A 23,079-nucleotide genomic window follows, 5' to 3' on the forward strand; every position below is an offset into this window, starting at 1 on the left:
ACAGGACTAGTGTGCGGTCACTGCACCAGAAGCCGCATCGGAGGTCGTGCCTCACCGGTAATCGTGGGCAGTCCGCTGAGCCCAGGTGTGACCGATCCGAGCACGCTGGAATGCCTCGCGCCGGTGCAACTCGGCACCGTCCCGCCGAGACCGTGGACGCTCAGGAACCCGAGTACGGCGAACGCGTACGCCTCCTTCGCCGCGGACGGCATGCCCAGCTCGTCCGTGGTCCGGACCGGAATCTCCAGCTCGTCCGCCAGCAGATGCATCAGCGCCGGGTTCTGGATCCCGCCGCCCGATGCGACCACCTCCGTCCCGCCATAACGCCGTACGGCGTCCGCGACCGTCCGGGCGGTCAGTGTGGTCACGGTGGCGACCAGATCCTCCGCCGGGATCTCCGGCAGCCCCTCCATTGCCCGCGCGACATAGGCCAGGTTGAACAGCTCCTTCCCGGTCGACTTCGGCGCCGGCCGCGCGTAGTACGGCTCCGCCAGCAGCCGTCCGAGCAGCTCCTCGTGCACCTGACCCCGCGCCGCCATCACCCCGTCCGCGTCGAACGGCCGCCCGGTCAGCTCGGTCACCACGGCGTCGATCAGCGCATTCGCCGGACCGGTGTCGAAGGCAACCGGTTCGCCGTGGACGACGGTGATGTTCGCGATCCCGCCGAGATTCAGAGCCACCGGGACGCCGGGACGCCCGCGCAACCACAGCACGTCGATGATGCTCACCAGCGGCGCACCCTGCCCGCCCGCCGCCACGTCCCGCGCCCGCAGGTCCGACACCACCGGTACGCCGGTCGCCTCCGCGATCCAGGCCGGCTGCCCGAGCTGCAGCGTCCCGCGCACCGTGCCGTCGTCGACCCAGTGGAACACCGTCTGCCCGTGCGACACGATCAGATCGGCGTACCCGCCGCACAGCTGCTCGACCGCCTGCCGGGCCACCGCGGCGAACGCCTGCCCGATCCCGGTGTCCAGCCGGCACACCTGCTCGACCGTCGTCGATGCCGGCGGCAACGAGGCCGCGACCGCCGCCCGCAGCTCGGGCGGGTACGGCTGGCTGAGCATGCCCAGCGGCGTCAGCACCAGCACGTCGCCGTCCAGCCGCAGGTCAGCGGCGGCGGCGTCGATGGCGTCGTACGACGTACCGGACATCAGCCCGATCACTCGCATATCAACTCCCGTCGATGGCGGTCGGAGCGTCCATCTTCATCCACAACGCCGCCACGCCGCGACCCGGGCAATGCAACCTTCCGGTCTGCGCCGGTGTCTATCTGACTACGAGAACGATCACCGAGGAGGGGTGGATGGTCACGCGGGGTGATGATTTCGACGACTTCGTCCGGGGCAGCTCGACCCGGCTGCTGCGGACCGCCGTACTGCTGGTCGGCGACCGGTCGGCGGCCGAGGATCTCGTCCAGGAGATGTACGAGCGGGTGTACGTCGCCTGGCGGCGGATCCACAGCGCACCGGACGCGTACGCCCGCAGGACCCTGGCCAACCTCGCCGCGAACCGCTGGCGCAGCAAGGGCCGTAAACCCGAGGTCGCGCTCGCCGACCACGACCGGCCGACGCCCGACGGGGCCGAGGACCACGCCGTCCGCGACCAGCTGATCACCGCCCTGCAGGAGCTGCCGCCGCGGCAGCGCGCCGTGATCGTGCTCCGGTACTACGAAGACCTCACCGAGGCCCAGACCGCCGACGCGCTCGGGTGCTCACTCGGCACCGTGAAGAGCCAGACGTCCCGCGCACTGGACCGGCTCCGCCTGATCACCGAACCCGCCATCCTGGAAGGACTCCGATGACCGAGACCGAACTCAAGCAGCGGCTGAGCGCCGACGTCGACAGCGTCGAGGCCCCGTCCGACCTGCTCGACCGCGCCCGGGCCGGCGGGGCTCGCCGACTCCGGCGCCGCCGTTTCCTCGCCGCCGGAGCGATCGCACTGACGACTGTTGTCGTCGGCGGGGTCGCGGTCACCGCTCCGGCCGTCCTCGACCACCGGTCCGATCCGCCGGTCGCATCCCGCCCCGGCGAGGGCGACCCGTACGCGTTCCTGATGAGCGGTCCGACCCGGGGCGACCTGGCCGGCGACACGACGTACCTCCGGCAGGTGCTCGAGGTCTGGCGGTCCTCGCACGGCAGGTCGATCAACCACGACCGCGGCATCTTCAACCATCTGCAGGGCGACGCGAAGGTCGCCTGGGCCGGCAACACGCCGGGCGGCCGGGCCGCGATCGTGGTCGAGAACTCCGACCTCCGCAACCATTCCGACGTGCAGCTGTACCACGAGGGCGTCGCGGCGCTGGTCGGGTACGTCGGCGACGGGAAGGACGGCAAGCCGACCGTCCTCGGCGACGACTACCCGGTCCCGGGCGCGTCCCAGCAGACCGCGTTCGTCGTCGAGAAGGACGGCACGAAGGCGCTGGTCGCTCTCCAGATGCCCGGCAAACCGATCGGCCTGTCGCTGGGTCGCACGTACGCCGACGACGGCTCGGTCAAGCGCACGTACAACCAGTTGACGTTCCGCGACCGCGTGGCGATCGTGAAGCTGCCGGCCGGACAGAAGGTCGACGACCTGAAGATCAACCGGATGCCGGGCAACGCCTTCTCGTCCCTCTCGGTCCTGTACACCGGCCCCGCGATGACCAAGACGCCGGAGAACCGCCTCTGGTCGGACTTCGCGCAGGAGAGCGACGGGCTCTGGGCGATGAGCGACGGCGCGAACAAGCTGCGCCCGAAGGCGAACGAGCTGTTCAACGACGCTGTCGGCAAGGTCAGCGACCCGAACGCGAACAGCACCGCGTTCTCGATCTGGACCGGGTACGGCGTCACCGCCAACGGGACCGCGGTGTACCTCGGCGAGCAGGCGCTCGACAACGACCCGACCCACCTGTACGCCGTACTCAAGCCGAAGACCGGCAACCTCAGGATCGTCGGGGGCGGCGTACCCAACGCGGCGAGCGCGCTCCCGGTCGCGATCAAACTCCCCGACAACCAGGGCTGGGCCGTCGCCCGCAAGGACGCGCAACTCTCCTACCGATACGACGGCGGCACGTGGAGCCCGGCGCGCTCGAACGCGCTCCTGGTGCCGGCCGGCAGCCGCGCCGAGGTGAAGGTCGAGGCCGGCGGCACGACGGACGTCGTACCGTTGTCGTGAACCCTTGACACCGGGTTTGGCCCCGATCGATGATCGGTGTCGCTATACCGGTTTATCTCCTGTCGCCGCCTGGGTCTGTTACCCGGCGGCGACGGGTACTTAACCGATATAGCGACACCGCCCACCTTTGACGAGGAGTCGATCGGATGAGCTCACCACTCATGAAACGAAGGACCCTGTTGTCAGCCCTGGCCGCCGGCACCGCCGCGGCCGCCACCGGTGCCGCGCTGCCCGCCGAGGCCGCGCCGAAGTGCCGCCGCGCGCAGAAGACCGGACCGGTCACCGTCGCGTACATCGAGGTCAACGACCACAGCATGCTGAGCGCCGGCAAGTACACGCTGGCGAACGGCGGCGCGCAGGTGATCGACGTCGCGGTGATCTTCGCGGCGAACATCAACTACGACGGCTCGAACGCGTACCTGTTCTTCAACGACCAGGTGACCAACGTCCTGAACAACGTCGCCACCCAGGTCCGCCCGCTGCAGCAGAAGGGCATCAAGGTCCTGCTGTCGATCCTCGGCAACCACCAGGGCGCCGGCTTCGCGAACTTCCCGAACCAGGCCGCCGCCGACGCGTTCGCGCAGCAGCTCGCCGACGCGGTCAACCAGTACGGCCTGGACGGCATCGACTTCGACGACGAGTACGCGGAGTACGGCAACAACGGCACCGGCCAGCCGAACGACTTCTCGTTCGCCTATCTGGTCCAGGCCCTCCGCGCCAAGCTCCCGAACAAGCTGATCACGCTCTACGACATCGGCCCGGCCGCGGATCGCCTGTCGTACAACGGCCAGAGCATCGCGGAAACCTTCAACTACGCCTGGAACCCGTACTACGGCACGTGGGGCGTCCCGGTCGGCCCCAGCGAGAAGTCCCGCCTCTCGCCGGCCGCCATCTCCTACACCGCCACCAGCTCGTCGACCGCCGCGAGCCTCGCCCAGCGAACGGTCAGCGAGGGGTACGGCGTCTTCCTCACCTACGACCTGACCGAGTCGGACACGTCGTCGTACATGACGTCGTTCACGCAGAAGCTGTACGGCAGCGCGACCGTCTACAAGGCGTAGGTCCAGCCGGGCTGCCAGTTGAACGGCCCCATCAGCAATTTCTCCAACGGTTGCCCGCTCCCCAGCAGATGTTCCAACGCCCATCGGTTGGCCGAGTGGGCAACCACCAGGACAGTGCCATCGCCGTACCAGCGCTTGACGTCCTCGAGGAACGCACGCGTCAGCTCGAGGACGTCGGTGTAGCTCTGACCGCCGGGGAACGGAGTCTGGACGCGCTCGGCCCTCGGTTCGAGCGCGTCCACCGGCGCACCGTTCAGCTCGCCGTAGTTGCACTCACGCAAGCGCCAGTCCCGCAGGTGCGGCACCGTCAGTCCGGACAGCTCGACGGTCCGCACCGCGCGATGCAGGTCCGAGCTGAAGACGACGTCGACGTCCGCATGCCGCAGCCCGAGCTCGCGCGACTCCCGCTGCCCGCGCTCGGACAACTGTCCCGGCAGCCATCCGGTCGCGATTCCGCGTTCGTTGTCGACAGTGGTCGAGTGGGTCTCGTATATCAGCCTGGTCACAGGTCACAGCAAACCCCCTTTGCCCTCATTACTGACGGGTATATACTTAAGTTACTCGTGAGTAAGGGAGCTTCTGTGAGTCACTACAAGTCGAACCTGCGGGATATCGAGTTCAACCTGCTCGAGGTCCTGGGCCGCGGCGACGTGCTCGGTCAGGGCCCGTATGCCGACATGGACGTCGACACCGCCCGCGAGGTGCTCGCGGAGATCGACCGGCTGGCCAAGCACGAGCTGGCCGAGTCGTTCGCGGAGGCCGACCGGAATCCGCCGGTCTTCGACCCGGAGGCGCACGAGGTCCGGATGCCCGAGGCGTTCAAGAAGAGCTACCACGCCTACATGGACGCCGAGTGGTTCAAGCTCGAGCTGCCGGCTGAGCTCGGAGGTCAGCCGACCCCGCCGTCGCTGCGCTGGGCCGCCGCCGAGCTGGTGCTCGGCGCCAACCCGCCGGTGCACATGTACGCCGCCGGCCCGAATTTCGCGCACGTGCTCTGGCGCAACGGCGTCGACCGCGACAAGAAGATCGCGCACCACATCATCGAGCGCGGCTGGGGCGCCACCATGGTGCTGACCGAGCCGGACGCCGGCTCCGACGTCGGCGCCGGCCGCACCAAGGCCACGCTGCAGGAGGACGGCAGCTGGCACATCGAGGGCGTCAAGCGGTTCATCACCTCGGGCGAGCACGACCTGACCGAGAACATCGTCCACCTGGTGCTCGCGCGACCGCAGGGCGTCGAGGGCGTCGGCGGTCCGGGTACCAAGGGCCTGAGCCTGTTCGTGGTTCCGAAGTACGACTTCGACCTCGAGACCGGTGAGCTGACGGGTGAGCGCAACGGCGCCTTCGTCACGAACGTCGAGAAGAAGATGGGCATCAAGGTCTCCACGACCTGCGAGATCACCTTCGGCGACGGCGTACCCGCGAAGGGCTGGCTGCTCGGCGAGGTGCACGACGGCATCGCGCAGATGTTCCAGGTGATCGAGTACGCGCGGATGATGGTCGGCACGAAGGCGATCGCCACGCTGTCCACCGGCTACCTGAACGCGCTCGAGTACGCCAAGGAGCGGGTGCAGAGCGCGGACCTGACGCAGCCGGCCAAGGACGCACCGCGGGTCACGATCACCCACCACCCCGACGTACGGCGTTCGCTGATGACGCAGAAGGCGTACGCCGAGGCGCTGCGGGCGCTGGTGCTGTTCACCGCGACGTACCAGGACCGGGCCGAGCAGGCGCGGTACGCCGGTGAGCACGACGACCTCGCCGAGCGGGTCAACGACCTGCTGCTGCCGCTGGTGAAGGGGTACGGCTCGGAGAAGTCGTGGACGCTGCTCGGCACCGAGTCGCTGCAGACGTTCGGCGGGTCCGGCTTCCTGCAGGACTACCCGATCGAGCAGTACGTGCGGGACGCGAAGATCGACACGCTCTACGAGGGCACGACCGCGATCCAGGGTCAGGACCTGTTCTTCCGGAAGATCATCAAGGACCAGGGCAAGGCACTCGGCCATCTGGCCGAGCAGGTGCAGGCATTTGTCGCTTCCGAGGCAGGCAACGGCCGGCTGAAGGAGGAGCGCGGGCTGCTCGCGAAGGGCCTCGAGGACACCCAGAAGATCCTGGGCATCATGGGGCAGGCCCTGATGGCCAGCAACCCGCAGGCGGAGAACGGCGACCCACGCAACGTCTACAAGGTCGGCCTGAACACCTCGCGGCTGCTCTTCGTCCTCGGTGACGTGGTCTGCTCGTGGCTGATGCTCCGCCAGGCCGAGGTCGCGCTGGACCGGCTGGGCGGCGAGCTTTCCCCTGCTGACCAGGACTTTTACGCCGGCAAGGTGGCGGCCGCGCAGTGGTTCGTCCGCAGCACGATGCCGTCGGTCCGGGCCGAGCGGGTCAAGGCCGAGCTCACCGATCTCGACGTGATGGACCTCCCGGAGTCCGCCTTCTGAAGCTCCTCCGGCTCGGGTGCTTGCGCGGTCGAGCCGGAGGGTTCCAACTCGGGGCAGATTGATCTGCCCCGGGATGCCCCGCGATCTGCCCTGTTGTAAAGCGGGGTGTTGTAGCAACGTTTCTGCCCTGCAACACCGTGACCCTGGCTTGGTCTCCCCTGTCCGAGCCAGGGTCGCGTCTACTTCCGGAACCGGCAGGGAGGATTCGGCGTCCGTGTGAGTGTGCCCAGATCCGGTCGTCGTAGGCTGTCGGCGATGTCCGCCGCCCGTCTCCTCGCCGCCCTCCTCGCGACGTTGGCGTTCGTGCCGGCGCTCCCTGCGCAGGCCGAAACCCCCGAACTGCCCGACCGCATCGCCGCGGCCTGGCGGACCGATCACGTCTCCGTGGACGAACGCCTGCGGCCGACGATGCCAGCCTCCGAGCTGGCCCGGATCCGTACGGCGATCCGCTCCGCCGGTCTCCCGGTGTACGTCGCGCTCGTCCCGCAGTCGCCGTACCTGCGGGCGAGTGGGTACGACCTGCCGACGTTGCTGCACGCAAGGATCGGCGAGCCCGGGGTGTACATCGTCGCGGTTGTCTACGACAACTACTGGTCCGACAACGCGGCGCTGTTCCGGCCCGCCGGGCTGCGGGGTCGCGACATCTACAGCGTCCGGGCCGACGACAAGCAGGACTCCGATGTCGTCGACGAGCGGCCGGCGCCGCAGATCGTCCGCACGATCCAGCAGGCGTCGACGGCGTACGACGGCCGTCCGCTGCCGCAGGTCCCGGCCGCTGATCTGGAGCCGCAGCGTAGCGATGGCGGGTTGTCGGTGACCGACAAGGAGGACCGGTCCGCGTACGTCGGCCTCGGCGTTGGCGGGATGGTCGGGTTCTTGTTGGTTCTCTTCCTCGGGCTGCGCCGGCGGCGGCCGGGCAAGCAGACGAACCTGCATCGGAGTGATGATCCGCCGATCGAGGCGTGGGACGTGGAGCTCAAGGCGGACGACAAGATCAAGCAGGCCGAGCGGGCTCTCGCGCGGCTCGACAAGCGGAACAACAAGACAACTCGGCAGCTCGATCAGCGAGACGATGCCTACCGGCGGCTGGATGCGGCACGCACGCTGCGCGCGGATCAGCCCGAGGATCTGCTCGCTGCGGCCGGTGCGCTCGTCCTCGCCCGGCAGGCCGAGCGCGTCGCCTCGGGAGCGGAGCTGCAGCCGCCGTGCTTCTTCGACCCGTTGCACAACCCTGGTACGACGCAGGTCGACTGGGAGGACGAGGTCGAAGTACCCGCGTGCCAGAACTGTGCGAACGTTCTGCGCCGCGGGCGGACACCGATCGGGCTGCGGGTGTGGAGCAAGGCCGGGCTGCTCGGTCATGATCGCAAGAAGGTTCCGTACTGGACGCTCGACCCGGAGGACAGCCCGATGGTTGCGACCGGTTTCGGCGCGCTGTCCGACGACCTGCCCGAACGGATCGCGGTCCGATGAGGCGGCTCATTCTGTTGCTGCTGGCAACCGCCTTCGCGTTGACCGGGACGGCCTGGGCGGCCACGCCTACCGATCCGCGGGTCGCCGCGGCCACGGCTGCCTGGGCGAAGGATGGGTTGTACGTCGACCCCGACTTCAGCTCGATTGCTGATGGCAACGAGATGTTGCGGGTGATCTCGGCGGCGAGGATGCCGGTGTTCGTTGCCGTCGTACCGACCGGCTCGTGGTTCCCGGAGAAGGGGGACGCGACGCTGCTCGCCGGTCGGATGGCAGCCGCGAACGGGAAGCCGGGCGTGTACGTGGTGATGGACGGCGACACGACGTACGGGGTGGCGCATGAGCTCGCGGCGTACGCGCCGGACAGCACCTGGCGGGACAAGGACGAGACGCTGAGCGCACAGCTCTCGAAGTACCTCGACAGTGTCGAGCTGAACGCTCGCTACTCGCCCGAGCCGGCCCGGACCGAACCGGTGCCGACCGAGCCTGAGCCTTCGTACCCGGAGGAGAAGTTCACCGTGGGCAAGGCAATCGGGAACGGTCTCGGCGGTGGCGTGCTCGGGATGATCGGCGGCGGGATCCTCGCCGGATTCGTGTTGATCGTGGCGGCTCTCGCCGCCCGACGTCGGAAGGGAAACGCGTGAAGGGCCTGTTGAGCTGCTTGGCCGCCTTGGTGATGCTGGTCGCGGTCCCGGCCGGGGCCGAGGCGGCGACGGCGACCCGGACGCCGGCGGAGCGGGCTCGGGAGATCGCGACCGCGTTGACCAAGGACCCGGTGTACATCGATCCGGCGTACGCGTCGGCGCTGCCGGAGAAGCTGCGGGCCGACGTACGGACGAAGGCCAAGGCGGTCGGGTATCCGATCTACACGATCATCCTGCCGCTGACGCCGAGCGACGAGTTCCAGGGTGAGGAGAGCACGGTGCTCACCCTGGTGGAGGACGCGCTGCGCAAGCCGGGGTTGTACGTCGTGGTCGACGGCGGGGATCGCTTCCCGTGGTACGAGGCGCGCGACGTACCGCAGGTGAGTGAGGACAAGCTGCAGGCGGCGCGGGAGCGGGCGCTGGATGACGAGGGGTACGACGCTGGGCCGACGGAGGTGCTGGCGCGGATGTACGAGCTGCTGGCGGCGCCGGGGATCCCTGCGACTACGCCTCGGCCGACTTCTTCCACGCCGGCTTCCACCTCCGACGATGAGTCAGGTGGGCATGGTTGGATCGTCGCTCTGTCGATCGTCGGCGGGCTTGTCGTACTGGTTCTGCTGGGTCTGGTGATCGGGTTGCGGCGGCGGGGCTCAGGGCCCCGCCGTGAGAAGGCATTCCGGATCCCGCCGCATGTCGCTGCGACGGTCGCGGCCGAGCGGCGCCGGCGGTTGGAGCGCGACACGACGGCTGGACTGACGACGCTGGGCACGAAGCTCGCCGCGTTGCCGACGACTGGCGGTCCTGGTCTGGCGCATCAACAGGCAGCGCTCGACGATCATGCTGCGGCGGGGAAGGTGCTCGACTCGTCGACGTCCTTGGTGGATCTGGTGGGGGCGATGGTGCTCTTGGACAAGGCGCGTCGTGAGTATGAGGTCGCGGTGACGGGTCGGGCGGACGCCGTACCGGACCTGTGCGCATTCAATCCGCTGCATGGTCGGTCCGTCGGTAAGCCGACGCAGGTCGAGGCTGATGGCACGACCCTCACGCTGCCGCTGTGCGCGGACTGCCGTCGAGCGCTCAAGCGCGGCACCGCGCCGGCATCGCTGCCGGGGGACGACGGGCCGTACTGGTACGACGACACCCTCTGGGCCCGCACGTTCTACGGCACCACCGGCGACGACCTCGCCGCAGCAGTCTCCCGCGGCGAGCTACACCGGTGACCCCTGAGAAGCGTTCAGGGGCAGCTCGGGGGATCTGCCTGATCCTGTGAGCACGCCTCGCCACCTACTGTCGACACGACAACGTGGGTGGGCTCGAGAAGAGGCGGACGATGGCGGAGAACAAGCAGCTCGGCGTGATCCTGCTGGTAGCGGCGGCCGGGCTGGCGTTCTGGCAGTTCGGGGGCAAGGACTCCGACGACACGCACAAGGTCGACGACAAGATCACCACGGTGCAGCTCGCCGCCGAACACTCCGACATCACCATCAACGTGTCCGACGACGACACGACCACGGTGCAGGAGAAGCGCAAGTACTGGTTCTGGAAGCACGGCGACGCGTACTCCGTGAACGACGGCGTACTCAAACTCGACGGCGACTGCGGCTGGCAGTGCAGCGCCGACTTCGAGGTGACGGTCCCGCGGGGTACGAAGATCACCGGCGAGAACGGCAGCGGCGACCTGGAACTGACCGGAGTCGCCGGGGTCGACCTGAAGTCCCGCTCGGGCAAGGCCGAACTCCGCGAGATCAAGGGCGACGTGAACCTGGACGTCACGTCAGGCGACGTCTCGGTCAGCGACCTCACCGGCAAACTGAACGTGACGGCCAACTCAGGCGACATCGAAGCGTCCGACCTGAAGGGCGGCCCGATCGACGTCGAGACCTCGTCCGGAGACATGCAACTCCAACTCTCCGAACCCAACGACGTCCACGCGAAGGGCACGTCCGGCGACATCGAGATCACGGCACCGACAGGCGACTACAAAGTCACCACAGAATCCCGCACCGGCGACGTCGAAAACTCCCTGGGCAACACGTCCGACGCCTCCCACACCCTCACCGCCACAACAACCTCAGGCGACATCGAACTCCAAGCAAGCTAGTCGCCAGCGAACCAAGGAAGTGGGTAAGCCCCGACCGACCGCTTACTCCTTGATGTCGCGGTGGTGTTCCTCGACGACGCGGTACTCCTCCTCGACGGCCGGGTCGATCGCGTCGGTGGTTACGCGGCGGCGGCGGTTGGTGATGTAGAAGGAGAGGAGAATGCCGGCCAGGCCTGCCAGTAGGAGGATGTAGCCGACGATTTGCAGGTTCACGGCGTCCCAGGTGTCGCGGACGGCGAACGCCAGCACCGCGCCGATCACCATCAGAAAGATCCCGACACCGATGCTCATCCGAGCCTCCCAGCTAATCGTCCTACACCGTCAAAGCTACCTCTCTGTACCCACACACCAAACAGTCCGCTGCTAACCGACCGAAGGGCGCCGGGCTGTTCCGCGATGGAGCGCCAGATGCCCGCCGAGGAAGCCCGCGCCGGCCATCACCAGGTTCCCGGCCATGGCAAGCTTCACGCCGAGCCCATGGCGCCCGCGCAGACGCGCAACAAGCGAGCCCGCGAAGAGAAAAGTCGCCGTGTCCGCGCCAAGCGCATGGACCGCACCGATCCTCCGCTCCTCCCCCGACAGCTCCGCCCAGTCGCCCGCACCGGCAAGAGCCGTCGGCAGCGAAGCCAACAGCCCGAACCCGGCGAGGACCGTCGCCCCGCGACGCGACTCCGACCCACCGGCCAGATCAAGAAGCGACGTGCCAAGCCAGCACCCGGTAGTCACGTCGGTCAGCGACGGATGCAACGAATGACCGAGTACGTCGGTATGCAGCGGACTACCCCGCACCCAGTCGATCAACGGCTGGTATGCGAGCTCCTGCGCGTGAGCGAGCCGCTCGGAAAGCGGGCTTTCGCCGACCGCCCGAACTGCGCGCTGCGGCAAGGATCTCAACGCCACGCTCTCAAGGTACGCGCGCCGCCGTCACCCCCGGAAGCGCTCGCTACCGCTATTTGCCCCCGGAGAGAACCAGCTCGACCCGGTCAGGGCCGTCGGGAACGACGCGGATAGGCACGCCCCAGTCCTGCCGATGCATATGACAAGCAGGGAACTCCACCTCAGACGCATCGTCACAAGACGCGGCCTGTACGGCGACATGCAGCACCCCGCTGCCGGCATGCGGATCGATGACCAACCGGCGTACCAGGTCGGTGGAGTCGCCGGCGCCCTCACGCAGAAGCGTGTCCGGAGTGGCGGAGACAAGCAGCCGGGTGGACGGGCCGTAGCGGTCGTCGAGTTTCTGACCGGGCGGCGGCGTGAACACAACCTCAAGCGTGACCTCGCCCGCGGCCACGTCCATCGGCGGCCGCTGGGTCTGCGTACTGAACTCGTCAGCAGTCGCGGACGCTCCCAAGGGCACCCGCGTAAGGCGATGGGCCGCCGACTCGACCACCAGAAGCTCGTTGCCCACGACAACAGCCCCGCTGGGCTCGGCCAGCCCGGTCGCCATCGTCTCGACGACCTCGGTGCGCGGGTCGTACCGACGTACGGCGCCGTTGTACGTGTCCGCGATCGCAATCGAACCGTCAGGCAACACCGTCACCCCGAGCGGATGCTGCAGCAACGCCTCGCTCGCCTTGCCGTCACGCAATCCGAAATCAAAGAGCCCGGTCCCGACCGCCGTGTGCACCGAAGTGTCGATCCACCGCAGCGCAGAGATCTCGGAATCGGCCAGCCAGAGCCGATCGCCGTCCGCCGCGAGCCCGCTGGTCTGCGCGAACCACGCCCCCGCCAGCGACCCGTCCTTCAACCCTTCGTTGGTCGTACCCGCGGCAACCTCCGTCACCCCGGTGAACGGATCGAACGTCCACAGCTGGTGTACGCCGGCCATCGCGATCCACACCTTGTCGCCCCACCACGCCACGTCCCACGGCGAACTGAGTACGTCGGTGCCGTCGCCATCCATCCACTGCTTGCCCGTGCCAACCAACGTCCGCACCTGACCGTCCGCCAGCGAGATCCCCCGCAGCGCATGGTTGACGGTGTCCGCGACAACCACGTCGTACCCGAGCCGATCGGCGACGTCGGTTGGCAGAACCACGAGCCCATTCGGCTCCGAGAACGACGCCTCCTCGGCCGATCCGTCCGCAAAGCCACGCTGACCGGTACCGATCCGGCGTACGACGGTTGTCGCGTCCGCGGCGAGTTCGACGATGCTGTGATTGCCGGCGTCCGCGACGAGCAGCCCGTTGTCCAGAGCAACGACCTTGGCCGGGAAGCGGAGATCGGTGGACTCGGCAACAGGTGCGACGTACGGCGACTTGCCGCGGGTCAAGGTTCCCGCGGCCTCGTGCTCGGCCACCAACTCGGCCAGCAGGGCGTCCAGTGCGTGCGCGTGCCCTTCGCCGGAGTACTGCGCGACGATGTACCCGTTCGGATCGACCAGCACGAGCGTCGGCCAGGCGCGGGCGGTGTAGTTCTGCCAGGTGATCAACTCCGGGTCGTCCAGCACCGGATGCCCCACCTCGTACCGCTCCACAGCAGCCCGAACCGCCGCCTCTTCACCCTCATGCGCGAACTTCGGCGAGTGCACGCCGACGATCACCAGCGCATCGCCGTACTTCTCCTCCAACGGCCGCAACTCGTCCAGCACATGCAGGCAGTTGATACAACAGAACGCCCAGAAATCCAGCAACAGAAAGCGTCCCCGGAAGTCAGCGAGCGACAACTCCTGACCACCGGTGTTCAACCAACCCCGACCCCGCAACTCCGGCGCACGCACATGCATGACCCCATTGTCCGCCGCCGCCCAACCCGATCCGCGCCGGGCCCGGCGGCTGAGATCAGAGCGGGAGGATCAGCGTGTCGGTGAGGAGTTTGGCGGTTTTGCGGAGGGTTGCCGGGGAGGAGGAGAGGTCGGTGGCGAGGGCGTAGGGGGTGAGGGGTTCGCCGGGGCCGACGAGGCGGTGGCGGTGGGCGAGGAGCCAGACGATGGCTCGGGGCCAGGTGGAGAGGCGGGCTTTGGCGAGGAGGTCGGGGGCGTCGCGGACCAGGCGTTCGGCGATGTCGAACGCGTCGGGTGCGTACGCCGTACCGAGGGTTTCGCCGGCCATCAGCCAGGCGTGGGGAGCCAGCACGGAGAGCGTGGCTGCTTGCGAGTTGTCGAGGCCGCGGAGGTCCGGTTGCGGCGGGGAGCCCAGTCCGGCGAGGGCTCGGTAAGCGTCTTCCAGGTCGTTCGTGGTGTCGTCGAGGAAGACTCGCTCGCCCGGTTTCGTGCCGACCGGGTCGACCATCGCGGCGGCTTCGAGCGCGGGCTGCCAGACGTCGACCGCGTCGATCGCCTCGTCGACGGCGTCCAGGGGCAACTGCGTACGGTCGCCCGCGAACTGGAGCCAGGCCTTGACCACAACGGGAACCGCGTCGAAATACGTGCTGTCGGCAAGGACCTTCCGAGGCAACCAATGCGCAAGGAAAAGCTCGACGAGCACGGCACTGACCCGCAACGGACCGCCGACCGTGTGGTCCACGGCGTGGTCGATCCACAGCCGGACGATGTCCGCAGCGTCATCCGGCAAGACCGGCGCGGTCTCGAGGAACTCCTCGACCAACTGGTCGCGCTGACGCGGGGACAGCAAAGGCCGGACAGGTGGGCGGATCGGGCGCTCCGGCAACTGGGTCAGCCGGTTCACCAGCAGGCCGGTGAAGAACTCGAAGTCCTCGCTGACGGGCGGATCGTCGTAGTCGCGGGTCTCTCCCAGCGCCTGCAGGATGATCCCAGCCGCGGTCGACGGCCGCACGGTCCGGATCGTCACCCGGCCGCCGCGCTGGTACGCCTCCAGCACCCGGTCCACCGGCGGGCCGACGAACACGTCCTTGACGATCGCTCCGAGGTTGTTGTCGATGAACACCACCACCGTGTGCGGATGCTGCTCATCGTCGTAGTCCAGTACGACGCTCAGGCCGTCGCCGGTGATGTCCTCGGACACGATCGCGCTGGTCAGCCGGAACCCGGCGATCCTGGTTACCCACTCAGGCACCGCGTCCTGCGTCCGCAACCGCGAGACATGGGCCCGCTGCAACGGCAACCGCCCGGCCGGACCGACCGTGCGGGCCAGACTCGTCAGCAGGACGAACGACTCGAGATCCCGCCGCTCACCGAGCACCCGCGCGGCGTCGGCCCAGAAGAAACGCTCCACCTCGCCGATCTCGTCCGGACGCCCGGCCGGCCACAGTTGATCCGCGAGCATCGAGGCCGACCGAGCCACCGACGCCTCCGCGATCACCGGATGCAGCGCGGCCGGCACCGCGGCCAGGTCGAGGGACAGCGTCTCGAGCAGGGTCTCCAGCACGGCGACGCTCGGCGTGGTGTCGATATCGACACCCGCCGTCGGCCCGTGCGGCTCGCCAGGATCGGGGACGAGCCGCAAATGGCTGCGTCGCCCGTCCCGTCCGCGTGGAGACTTGGTCACCTTCGTGAGATTACCGTCCGGAACCAGTCCACCGCAGTCCCGTGCGCGCGTCCTGTGGATAAGGCGAGGCCCGTGCTCCGGATGGAGCACGGGCCACAGGCGCTCAGCCCTTCAGGGCGCCGGCCATCAGGCCGCCGATGAACCAGCGGCCGAGCAGGATGTAGACGATCAACGTCGGGAACGACGTGATCAGCGCGCCGGCCATGCTGGCCGCGTAGTCGACCTTCTGCCCGCCGGCCAGCGCGGCCAGGCCCAAGGTCACCGGGCCGTTGTTCTGTTGAGTCAGGAACAGTGCGAACAGGAAGTCGTTCCAGACCGAGGTGAACTGCCAGATCAGCGTCACCACGAAGCCGGAGATCGAGATCGGCAGGATGATCCGCAGGTACGTCTGGACCAGCCCGGCCCCGTCCACCCGGGCCGACTCGATGATCTCGTTCGGCACGATCGTGGCGTAGTAGTTGCGGAAGATCAGCGTGCAGATCGGGATGCCGTAGATGCAGTGCGCGATGATCAGCGTCGGCACACCCCGGGTCACGTCCAGCGCGGTGAACGTCGTACGCAGCGGCAGCATCACCGCCTGGTACGGGATGAACATTCCGAACAGGATGAACGCGAACACGATGTTCGCGCCCGGGAACCGCCAGCGGGCCAGCACGAACCCGTTCATCGAGCCGATCAGCGACGAGATGATCGCGGCCGGGATCGCCAGCGACAGCGACCGGATCATGTACGGCTGTAGTACGTCCCAGGCCTTGCGCCAGGGCTCCAGCGTCCAGGTCTTCGGCAGGTTCCACTGCGAGGCAGCGGTGGTGTCACCGGAGGTCTTGAAGCTGGTGATCAGTACGACGTACACCGGGATCAGCACGAACAGCAGGAACAACAGCAGCAGGATGTAGCGGACCGTCCGGCTGCGCCGGGTCGAACCGTCCGAGATCACCCCGCGCTTCTGCGGCTTCCGGCGGATCGCCGCAGCGGCCTGACCGGTCGCGGCGGAGGTATCGACGCTCATTCCTCATTCTCCTGCCGGACGGTGTACGCGATGTACGGGATGACGAGGACGGCGACGACGGCGAGCAGCACGATCGCGATCGCGGCCGCCTTGGCCTGGTCACTGCGGAGCAAGGTGTTCCACATGTAGACCGCGGGCACCTCGGTCCGGAACTGGTTCGGCCCGGTGATCGCGTAGATCAGGTCGAACAGCTTCAGCGACATGTGCCCGAGGATGATCAGCGCGGACAGCGCGATCGGCGACAGCTGCGGGAACAGCACGTGCCGGTAGAGCTTGAACTCCGACGCCCCGTCGACCCGGGCCGCCTCGCGCAGCTCCGGCGGGATACCCCGGAAACCGGCCAGGAACAGCGCCATGATGTAGCCGGACAGCTGCCAGACCGCCGGCAGCGCGATGGACGCCATCGTCGTCCATCTACTCCCCGCGGTCCACCAGGGATTCTCCAGGAAATGCAGATGGAGGATCTCGAACAACCGGTTGAGCCCCCGCGCGTCCTCGCCCTGGGACGGGTTCAGCAACCAGCCCCAGACCACGCCCGAGGCGATCATCGAGATCGCCATCGGGAACAGGTAGATCGACCGGAAGACCGACTCGCCGGGCACGCCCTTCTCCAGCAGCAGTGCCCAGAGCAGACCGAAGATCAGCGTGCCCACGATGAACGCCACCGTGAGCACGCCGAGGTTCTTCAGCGAGTTTTGGAACCGTTCCTCGCCGAACAGGTTCGTGTAGTTCTCGAACCCGACATAGCTCGCCGGACCCTTGCGGGCGGTGTGCCGGTCGGTCAGCGAGGTGTTGAAGGACCACGCGATCAGCCCGTAGACGAAGTACCCGAGCAGCAGCACGGTCGGCAGCAGCACCAGGGCACCAGGTCCCCAGGTGCGGATTCTTCCGTGCACGCTCAGTCCTCCGTCTCGGATCGGTTCCGCAACTCGACCTGCATCAGCTCGTCTTCATCGCGGTGCCGAGCGCCGACTGCAGCTTGGCGACGTCCGGGCTGCCGCTGAACTGGCTCATCGCGGAGAGGATGTCGTTGTTCTGACCCAGCGTGCACGCGGCACCGTGGGCGCAGGACGGAACGATCGTCTTGCTCTTCCAGTCGGCCATCGCGCCCTGCTGGTACTTCGGGTAGTCGGCCGGGTCGGCGTCGGAGCGGGCCGGGATCGAGCCCTTCTTGGTGTTGAACGCCTTCTGGCCCTCGGCCGAACCGACCGTCTTCAGCCAGCACTTGGCGCCGTCGGGGTCCGCGCCGTTGGTCGGCAGCGTGAACGAGTCCGACAGGAACTGGAAGTCGCCCTCGGTGCCCGGCGACGGCCAGTAGGTGTACGCCGAGTCCGGGATCTTGTCCGCCACCTGCTGCGCGGCCACCCAGTCACCCATCAGCGTGTAGCCGGCCTTGCCGGTGTTCACGTAGCCGAGCGCGTCCGGCCAGTCGATCGCCTCGCGGTCGGTGTTGCTGAAGGTCAGCAGCGTCTTGTACTTGTTCAGCGCCGACGTCACGTCGCCACCGGCCCAGTCGGTCTTGCCGTCCCACAGACCCTTGAACTTGTCCGGACCGAGCTCGGCCAGCAGCACGGCCTCGACCAGCATCTCCTGGGCGAAGCCCTTGGAGATCGCCAGCGGCGCGGTGACGCCGGAGGCCTTCAGCTTGGTCAGGTCGGCGATCCACGCGTCGATGCTGGCCGGAGCCTTGGTGCCGTCGATGCTCGCCTTCTTCAGCACGGTCGGGTTCGCCCAGACGACGTTCGCCCGGTGGACGTTGGCGGGGATCGAGTAGATCTTGCCGTCCACGGTCAGGTTGTCGATCAGGTTCTGCGGGAACGCCTTGTCCAGCCCGAAGTCCTTGTACAGCTGGCTGATGTCGTCGACCTGGCCGGCGTTGATGTAGTCCTTCAGCTCAGCACCGGCGTGCGCCTGGAACGTGGACGGCGGCTTACCCGCCTGCAGGTCGTTGGCCAGCACCTGCTTCGCGTTCGAGCCCGCGCCACCGGCAACGGCCGAGTTGACGAACTTGAAGTCCTTGCAGTCGGTGCCGAACACCGACACCAGGCCGTCCAGACCGGCCTTCTCACCACCGTCGGCCCACCAGGTGAAGACAGTGACGTCCTTGTTCGCGGACGAACCGCTACCGCTGCCGCCGCTGTCGTCGCTGTTTCCGCAGGCGCTCACTGCGAGAAGACCCGCCGCACCCACCAGCGCCAGGGTCTTACTCAGACCACCACGCATGATTCACTCTCCGATCAAATAGATGGAGCCGCCCCATATCACTCTCTTCTTTTCTTCTCTCACCTGAGTTTGGCTCTCGGTGAGGGGGGAAAAGCTAGGGGGTTCTCTTAAGTGACGGTGCAACTCTGGGACTGTAGGCATCGAGTGTCAACGCTCCGCGCAGGCGCGTTGCGCAGCCGTGACCCCGCGCACCTTGACAGTGTGAGAGCGCGCACATTCACGGCCTGATTGGCACACCGCGCAGTCGGACTGCGCAGAATCAGGGGCGCAGCAGCACCTTGATAGCACGCCGCTCATGCATCGCGGCGTACCCCTCGGCCACGTCGGCCAGCGGGAGCTCCGAGTCGAACACCTTGCCCGGGTTGATCTCCCCGGCCAGTACGTCGTTCATCAGGTCCGGCAGGTACGCCCGGCACGGCGCGCCGCCGCCCGAGAGCCCGATGTTCCGCCCGAACATCCTGCCGATCGGCACCTCGACGCCGTGCGGCACACCCACGAAGCCGACCGTCGCACCGGGCCGGGCGACGTCGAACGCGGTCGTCATCGACTGTGCGGTGCCGACACACTCCAGCACCGCGTCGGCTCCAACCCCCTTGGTCAGTTCGAGTACGGCGTCCTTGGCCGCGTCGCCGCGTTCGGAAATGATGTCCGTGGCACCGAATTCCTTCGCCAGCTTCTGCCGGGGCTCATGCCGCGACAAGGCAACGACCCGCGCCGCACCCATCCGGGACGCCGCGAGTACGCCGCAGAGCCCGACCGCACCGTCGCCCACGACAACTACCGTGTCGCCGGCCTTCACCCGCGCACAGCGCGCCGCGTGCCAGCCGGTGCCCATCACGTCGGACAGCGTGAGCAGGGACGGTACGAGCGAGTCGTCGGGCAGCTCAGGCGTCGCGACCAGCGTGCCGTCGGCGTACGGGAGCCGCACGTACTCGCCCTGGCCGCCGTCCGCCTTGCCGCCGCCGTACCCGATCACGTTGTCGCAGGCGGTCTGGTAGCCGGCCAGACAGTGCGGGCAGGTGCCGTCGCTGACCACGAACGGCGCGACGACGAAGTCACCCGCCTTGACCGTGCGGACGTCCGAGCCGACCTCCTGGACGATGCCGACGAACTCGTGCCCGATCGGCCGCGGCTGCTTCACCGGCGGCTCACCGCGGTACGGCCAGAGGTCGGACCCACAGATGCATGAGGCAACAACCTTGACCACCGCATCGCCCGGCCCCTCGATCTTCGGGTCCGGAAGCTCTTCCAGCCGTACGTCGAACGGCGCATGGATCACTGTGGCACGCATGGGGCCAACACTAGATCCTCAGGCCGGACTGAGCGCAGCCTCCACCCGCTTCGAGTTGGACGCCAGCCACACGCAACCGACGGCGAGCAACACACCGTGAACGATCCGCACCGCGGGCGGGGCGAAGAACTGCGGAAGGAAGAGCGCGAAACCCGCGGCCAACACGATCGCCGGCACGGTCTTCAGCCGGACCGCGACCAGGATCGCGGCCGCAGCCATGGTCAGCAGGCCGAGGCCGAACATCGTGATCGAGACCGGGTTGTAGCGCACGGCGTCGGCCAGATCGAGAAGGTTCGGCTGGGCGGCGATCGCATGCAGGCCGAAGTCCTCGGCGCCGTAGTACGGCAGTGTCAGGCCGGCGCCGATCCAGAAGACGATCGCCGCCCGGCGGTCGATCTCCAGCAGGGCGAGCGCGACCAGGATGAACCCGAGCATCGCGCACAGGTGCGCGATGACCCAGGCGGTCGAACCCATCGCGGCCGCGGCCCCCGAGGTGGTCGTCTCGTCGTGCCACGGGCGGAGGACGGGGTAGAGCAGGAACAGCACGCCTGCGACGGACAAGGGGATTCTCATGATTCGTTCCTCAGGCTGGCGAGATACATCTGGATGAGCTGGTCGTAGGTGCCGTCGAGGTCTTCGGGCAGGCCGAAGCCGCCGGCCGACTCGATGGACGCGAAGCCGTGCACGAGCACCCGCAGCCGGCGGGCCGCGTGGACCGCGGCCGGACCCTCCAGGCCGTAACCCCGCAGCGTCGCGAACATGACGTCGACCTGTTTCGCACCGGCCGCCTTCTGGATCGGGTCATGCAGCGGATCCATCGGCATCGCGGAGTACCGCTTCGGGCTGGCGGTGACATAGGCGCGATAGGCATGCATCAGCGCGGTCACCGCCTCGTCGCCGGCACGGCCCAGCACGGCGGCGGTGAACCGGTCCGTCATGTCGTCCAGCACCCGAACCCCGACGAGCGCTTTCAGTTCGCCGAGGCTCGCCACGTGCTTGTACAGCGACGGCGTGGCCACCTCGCAGCGCTGCGCCACGGCGGCGAGCGTGAGGCCTTCCAGCCCGTGCTCGTCCACGATGCCGAGCGCCACATCGACCACGGCAGCGGGCGTCAACGACTTCTTAACAACCATAGCTCAGAGGCTAATGGCGTTAGCCTCGTTCGTCAAAGGGGATTTCAGATCGTGCCGTAGCGTCCGCGCCGGTGGACCAAAGCAGGTACGTCGTCTGCGACGAGCTCGACATGGGCGATCTCCAGCTGGACCTGCAGGCCCCAGCCGACCTCGGGTGGGTTCTGGTCGACCAGCGTGCAGCCGGCCCAGGTGCTGACCCCGACCGGCGCCGGTCCCCAGGCGGTGTCCGTCCAGTCGATCAACCGGAACGGGCCGCCCGGGGCCGGAGCGACGTACCCGAAGGCGTCGGCGAGCTGACGATGCGGCTCGCCGAGCAGGGACACCACCGCGGTCCTTGCCTCGCGCAACGTTTCCCACAGGTCCGAGTCCGGATCGATCAGCCCGATCACGTACCCGGGCTCACCGTCCGCGACCAGCATCGACGAGACCGTGAGCCCGGCCCGCTTCCCGCCGTACGACGTTGTCCACAGGCCGACCGGGGACGGCAGCCGCCCGCGGAACCGCCGTACCGGACTGCGCTCGGACTCGGGCGGGAGGAACGGGTGGTCACCGTGGATGGTCACCGGGCCACGGTAACGCGCTCCGGGAGGCCGAACTTGTCGATCGGGTGCAGGCTCAGGCCGCTCGAGCCGTGGACCAGCTCGACCGCGCCGTTGGCGTCGAACGTGAAGCGGTACGACTCGCCGTACGAGCCGTAGCCGTTACCGCCGGTGACGCGCAGCGTGTCGCCGTCCGCCTCGAGCTCCTGGGGCTCTTCGGCCGGGTTCCCGCCGGTCGGGTCGGTGGCGTACAGGCGGCCGCCGAGCTGGACGAAGTCGGTCAGACCCCAGAGGTTCGCGAACCGGCCGGTGAACCGGGACAGGTCCGCCGCGTCACCGCGCTCCTTCGAGTCGGCCAGGTCGAGCAGCCGGAAGATGCCCTCGGCGAGCTGGGAGGCGGGGCCGTCGATCGCGTTGGTCAGCGCCGAGACGACGATCCGCTTCTCCGGGTCGACGAGGGTCCGGGTGATGTGGCCCGGGTACCCGCCACCGTGTCCGAAGACCTCGCGGTCGCCGACCTTCGTCACCGCGAGGCCGAGGCCGTACCGCGCCTTGTCGTCCGAGCCGGTGATCCACAGCGGGTGCTGCATCTCGCGCTTCGACTTGTCCGTGAGCAACCGGTCGTCGCCGGGCAGGTGCGCGGAGAAGTACGTGACCAGGTCGCGCGCGTTGCCGAAGAACCCGGTCGCGGAGGCCAGCGCGCGGGTGTCGATGTGCTCGATCGGCACGCGCGTATCGGCGTACGCGAGCGAGCTGTACCCGGCGGCGTACTCCGTCAGCCGGGCCGGATCCAGCTCCGGGCCGAGCCCGGCGAGCCCGAGCTTGTCGACGATCGCGGTCTGGACGTAGGTGTTGTACGGCGTACCGGACGCCGCCTCGATGACGAGGCCGAGCAGACCGTAGCCGATGTTCGAGTACTTGAAGCGGTCGTTCTCGGGGATGACGGCCGAGGACTCACGTCGCAGTACTTCGAGCAACTGGTCGCGATCCGGGAAGCTCGTGGCCAGCTGCCACCAGTCCGCGTCGAGGCCGTCCCGGGTGACACCGCCGGCGTGTGCCAGCAGTTCGCGGACGGTCCGCTGGCCGAGCGGCGTACCGACGATCTCGGTGACGTGTTGCTCGACCTTGTCGTCCAGCCGCAGCCGGCCCTGCTCGACCAGCTGCATCACTGCCGTCGCGGTGAACGTCTTCGAGTGCGACGCGATCCGGAACAGGTGCTGCTCGGTCAGCGGTACGCCGTTCTCCACGTCCGCGGACCCGTACGCCGCCGAGAACGCGATCGCGTCCCCGGCGTACACCGCGACCTGGATGCCCGGCACCCGCTGATAACGCTGGTTGAACGCCAGCCAGCTGTCGTAGTAAGCGAGTGCCTCGGTCAAGCTGTCAGTCACGGTCGGTCTCCTGGACGGATCGGCGGATGGAGATGCATCAGTCATACCTTCCGCATCAGGGTCTGCTCAACGACGCTTCGGCAGCAACCTCAGCACCGCGAGTCCGCCAAGATGTGGGTCGTGGGGGGGGGCCCCCCCGGCGGCGGGGGCGGGGGCGGGGGTGGGGGGTGCACCCCCCCCCCCGCGACCACCCCCAAAACCCCCGGCCCCCGCA

Annotated in this window: 22 protein-coding genes; 8 read left to right on the forward strand and 14 right to left on the reverse strand. The window is 68.1% G+C overall.

The window, feature by feature from the left end:
• Positions 1–17: 17 nt before the first annotated feature.
• Positions 18–1,169, reverse strand: a complete 1,152-nt coding sequence (locus ACFWUU_RS26480) for an anhydro-N-acetylmuramic acid kinase (protein WP_137256161.1) — start codon at positions 1,167–1,169, stop codon at positions 18–20.
• A 134-nt stretch (positions 1,170–1,303) separates the two neighbouring features.
• Here ACFWUU_RS26480 and ACFWUU_RS26485 point away from each other — a divergent pair, with 134 nt between their 5' ends.
• The 3 genes from ACFWUU_RS26485 (at position 1,304) to ACFWUU_RS26495 (ending at position 4,214) form a co-directional block, all read left to right on the forward strand.
• Positions 1,304–1,801 carry a SigE family RNA polymerase sigma factor gene (locus ACFWUU_RS26485; protein WP_137256160.1) on the forward strand — a complete coding sequence of 166 codons (498 nt, stop codon included), beginning with the start codon at positions 1,304–1,306 and terminating at the stop codon, positions 1,799–1,801.
• Entirely contained in the window at positions 1,798–3,153 is a 1,356-nt protein-coding gene (locus ACFWUU_RS26490; protein ID WP_380179177.1) for a hypothetical protein, read from the forward strand. The genes ACFWUU_RS26485 and ACFWUU_RS26490 overlap by 4 nt, the downstream gene beginning before the upstream one ends.
• Positions 3,154–3,314: 161 nt before the next feature.
• Complete coding sequence (locus ACFWUU_RS26495; RefSeq protein ID WP_380179179.1) at positions 3,315–4,214, forward strand: endo-beta-N-acetylglucosaminidase H; 900 nt, start codon at positions 3,315–3,317, stop codon at positions 4,212–4,214.
• Here the strand turns inward: ACFWUU_RS26495 and ACFWUU_RS26500 are convergent.
• A complete protein-coding gene (locus ACFWUU_RS26500) occupies positions 4,202–4,720 on the reverse strand; it encodes a histidine phosphatase family protein (protein WP_380179181.1) in 519 nt (172 codons plus the stop codon). The genes ACFWUU_RS26495 and ACFWUU_RS26500 overlap by 13 nt on opposite strands.
• Before the next feature lie 75 nt (positions 4,721–4,795).
• On the opposite strand from ACFWUU_RS26500, the gene ACFWUU_RS26505 reads away from it, so the two are divergent.
• From ACFWUU_RS26505 to ACFWUU_RS26525, 5 genes are all read left to right on the forward strand, one after another.
• Complete coding sequence (locus ACFWUU_RS26505; protein WP_380179183.1) at positions 4,796–6,655, forward strand: acyl-CoA dehydrogenase; 1,860 nt, start codon at positions 4,796–4,798, stop codon at positions 6,653–6,655.
• 255 nt (positions 6,656–6,910) lie between these two features.
• Positions 6,911–8,128, forward strand: coding sequence for a hypothetical protein (locus tag ACFWUU_RS26510; protein WP_380179185.1), 1,218 nt, complete (start codon positions 6,911–6,913; stop codon positions 8,126–8,128).
• The gene (locus ACFWUU_RS26515; protein ID WP_380179187.1) at positions 8,125–8,769 is read left to right on the forward strand and encodes a hypothetical protein; all 645 of its coding nucleotides are present in this window, start codon (positions 8,125–8,127) and stop codon (positions 8,767–8,769) included. The genes ACFWUU_RS26510 and ACFWUU_RS26515 overlap by 4 nt, the downstream gene beginning before the upstream one ends.
• Positions 8,766–9,989, forward strand: coding sequence for a hypothetical protein (locus tag ACFWUU_RS26520; protein WP_380179189.1), 1,224 nt, complete (start codon positions 8,766–8,768; stop codon positions 9,987–9,989). The genes ACFWUU_RS26515 and ACFWUU_RS26520 overlap by 4 nt, the downstream gene beginning before the upstream one ends.
• 110 nt (positions 9,990–10,099) lie before the next feature.
• Positions 10,100–10,870: a DUF4097 domain-containing protein gene (locus ACFWUU_RS26525; RefSeq protein WP_380179191.1), complete on the forward strand. Its 771-nt coding sequence runs from the start codon at positions 10,100–10,102 to the stop codon at positions 10,868–10,870.
• Positions 10,871–10,912: 42 nt separating this feature from the next.
• On the opposite strand, the gene ACFWUU_RS26530 is transcribed toward ACFWUU_RS26525, so the two are convergent.
• The 12 genes from ACFWUU_RS26530 to ACFWUU_RS26585 all read right to left on the reverse strand — a co-directional run bounded on the left by ACFWUU_RS26530 (position 10,913) and on the right by ACFWUU_RS26585 (position 22,865).
• Complete coding sequence (locus ACFWUU_RS26530) at positions 10,913–11,161, reverse strand: DUF6458 family protein (protein WP_137256152.1); 249 nt, start codon at positions 11,159–11,161, stop codon at positions 10,913–10,915.
• Between the two features lie 72 nt (positions 11,162–11,233).
• Positions 11,234–11,770, reverse strand: a complete 537-nt coding sequence (locus tag ACFWUU_RS26535; protein WP_380179193.1) for a DUF2231 domain-containing protein — start codon at positions 11,768–11,770, stop codon at positions 11,234–11,236.
• Positions 11,771–11,819: 49 nt separating this feature from the next.
• Positions 11,820–13,598 carry an NHL domain-containing thioredoxin family protein gene (locus ACFWUU_RS26540; protein WP_380179195.1) on the reverse strand — a complete coding sequence of 593 codons (1,779 nt, stop codon included), beginning with the start codon at positions 13,596–13,598 and terminating at the stop codon, positions 11,820–11,822.
• Between the two features lie 55 nt (positions 13,599–13,653).
• The gene (locus ACFWUU_RS26545; protein WP_380179197.1) at positions 13,654–15,279 is read right to left on the reverse strand and encodes a hypothetical protein; all 1,626 of its coding nucleotides are present in this window, start codon (positions 15,277–15,279) and stop codon (positions 13,654–13,656) included.
• Between the two features lie 103 nt (positions 15,280–15,382).
• On the reverse strand, positions 15,383–16,288 hold the full coding sequence (locus tag ACFWUU_RS26550; RefSeq protein WP_380179199.1) for a carbohydrate ABC transporter permease: 906 nt from the start codon (positions 16,286–16,288) through the stop codon (positions 15,383–15,385).
• On the reverse strand, positions 16,285–17,184 hold the full coding sequence (locus ACFWUU_RS26555; protein ID WP_137256148.1) for a carbohydrate ABC transporter permease: 900 nt from the start codon (positions 17,182–17,184) through the stop codon (positions 16,285–16,287). The genes ACFWUU_RS26550 and ACFWUU_RS26555 overlap by 4 nt, the downstream gene beginning before the upstream one ends.
• A 43-nt stretch (positions 17,185–17,227) precedes the next feature.
• Positions 17,228–18,511: an ABC transporter substrate-binding protein gene (locus tag ACFWUU_RS26560; protein ID WP_380179201.1), complete on the reverse strand. Its 1,284-nt coding sequence runs from the start codon at positions 18,509–18,511 to the stop codon at positions 17,228–17,230.
• Positions 18,512–18,770: 259 nt separating this feature from the next.
• On the reverse strand, positions 18,771–19,802 hold the full coding sequence (locus tag ACFWUU_RS26565) for a zinc-dependent alcohol dehydrogenase family protein (RefSeq protein WP_380179203.1): 1,032 nt from the start codon (positions 19,800–19,802) through the stop codon (positions 18,771–18,773).
• Between the two features lie 18 nt (positions 19,803–19,820).
• Positions 19,821–20,375, reverse strand: coding sequence for a hypothetical protein (locus tag ACFWUU_RS26570; RefSeq protein ID WP_380179205.1), 555 nt, complete (start codon positions 20,373–20,375; stop codon positions 19,821–19,823).
• Positions 20,372–20,935 (reverse strand): TetR/AcrR family transcriptional regulator, encoded by a 564-nt coding sequence (locus tag ACFWUU_RS26575; RefSeq protein ID WP_380179207.1) that lies wholly within the window; start codon positions 20,933–20,935, stop codon positions 20,372–20,374. The genes ACFWUU_RS26570 and ACFWUU_RS26575 overlap by 4 nt, the downstream gene beginning before the upstream one ends.
• A 44-nt stretch (positions 20,936–20,979) precedes the next feature.
• On the reverse strand, positions 20,980–21,498 hold the full coding sequence (locus ACFWUU_RS26580; RefSeq protein WP_380179209.1) for a flavin reductase family protein: 519 nt from the start codon (positions 21,496–21,498) through the stop codon (positions 20,980–20,982).
• A complete protein-coding gene (locus ACFWUU_RS26585) occupies positions 21,495–22,865 on the reverse strand; it encodes a serine hydrolase domain-containing protein (protein ID WP_380179211.1) in 1,371 nt (456 codons plus the stop codon). Before ACFWUU_RS26585 ends, ACFWUU_RS26580 begins: the two co-directional genes overlap by 4 nt.
• Positions 22,866–23,079: the final 214 nt, after the last annotated feature.

The organism is Kribbella sp. NPDC058693 (assembly GCF_042715335.1).
Lineage (GTDB): Bacteria > Actinomycetota > Actinomycetes > Propionibacteriales > Kribbellaceae > Kribbella > Kribbella jiaozuonensis.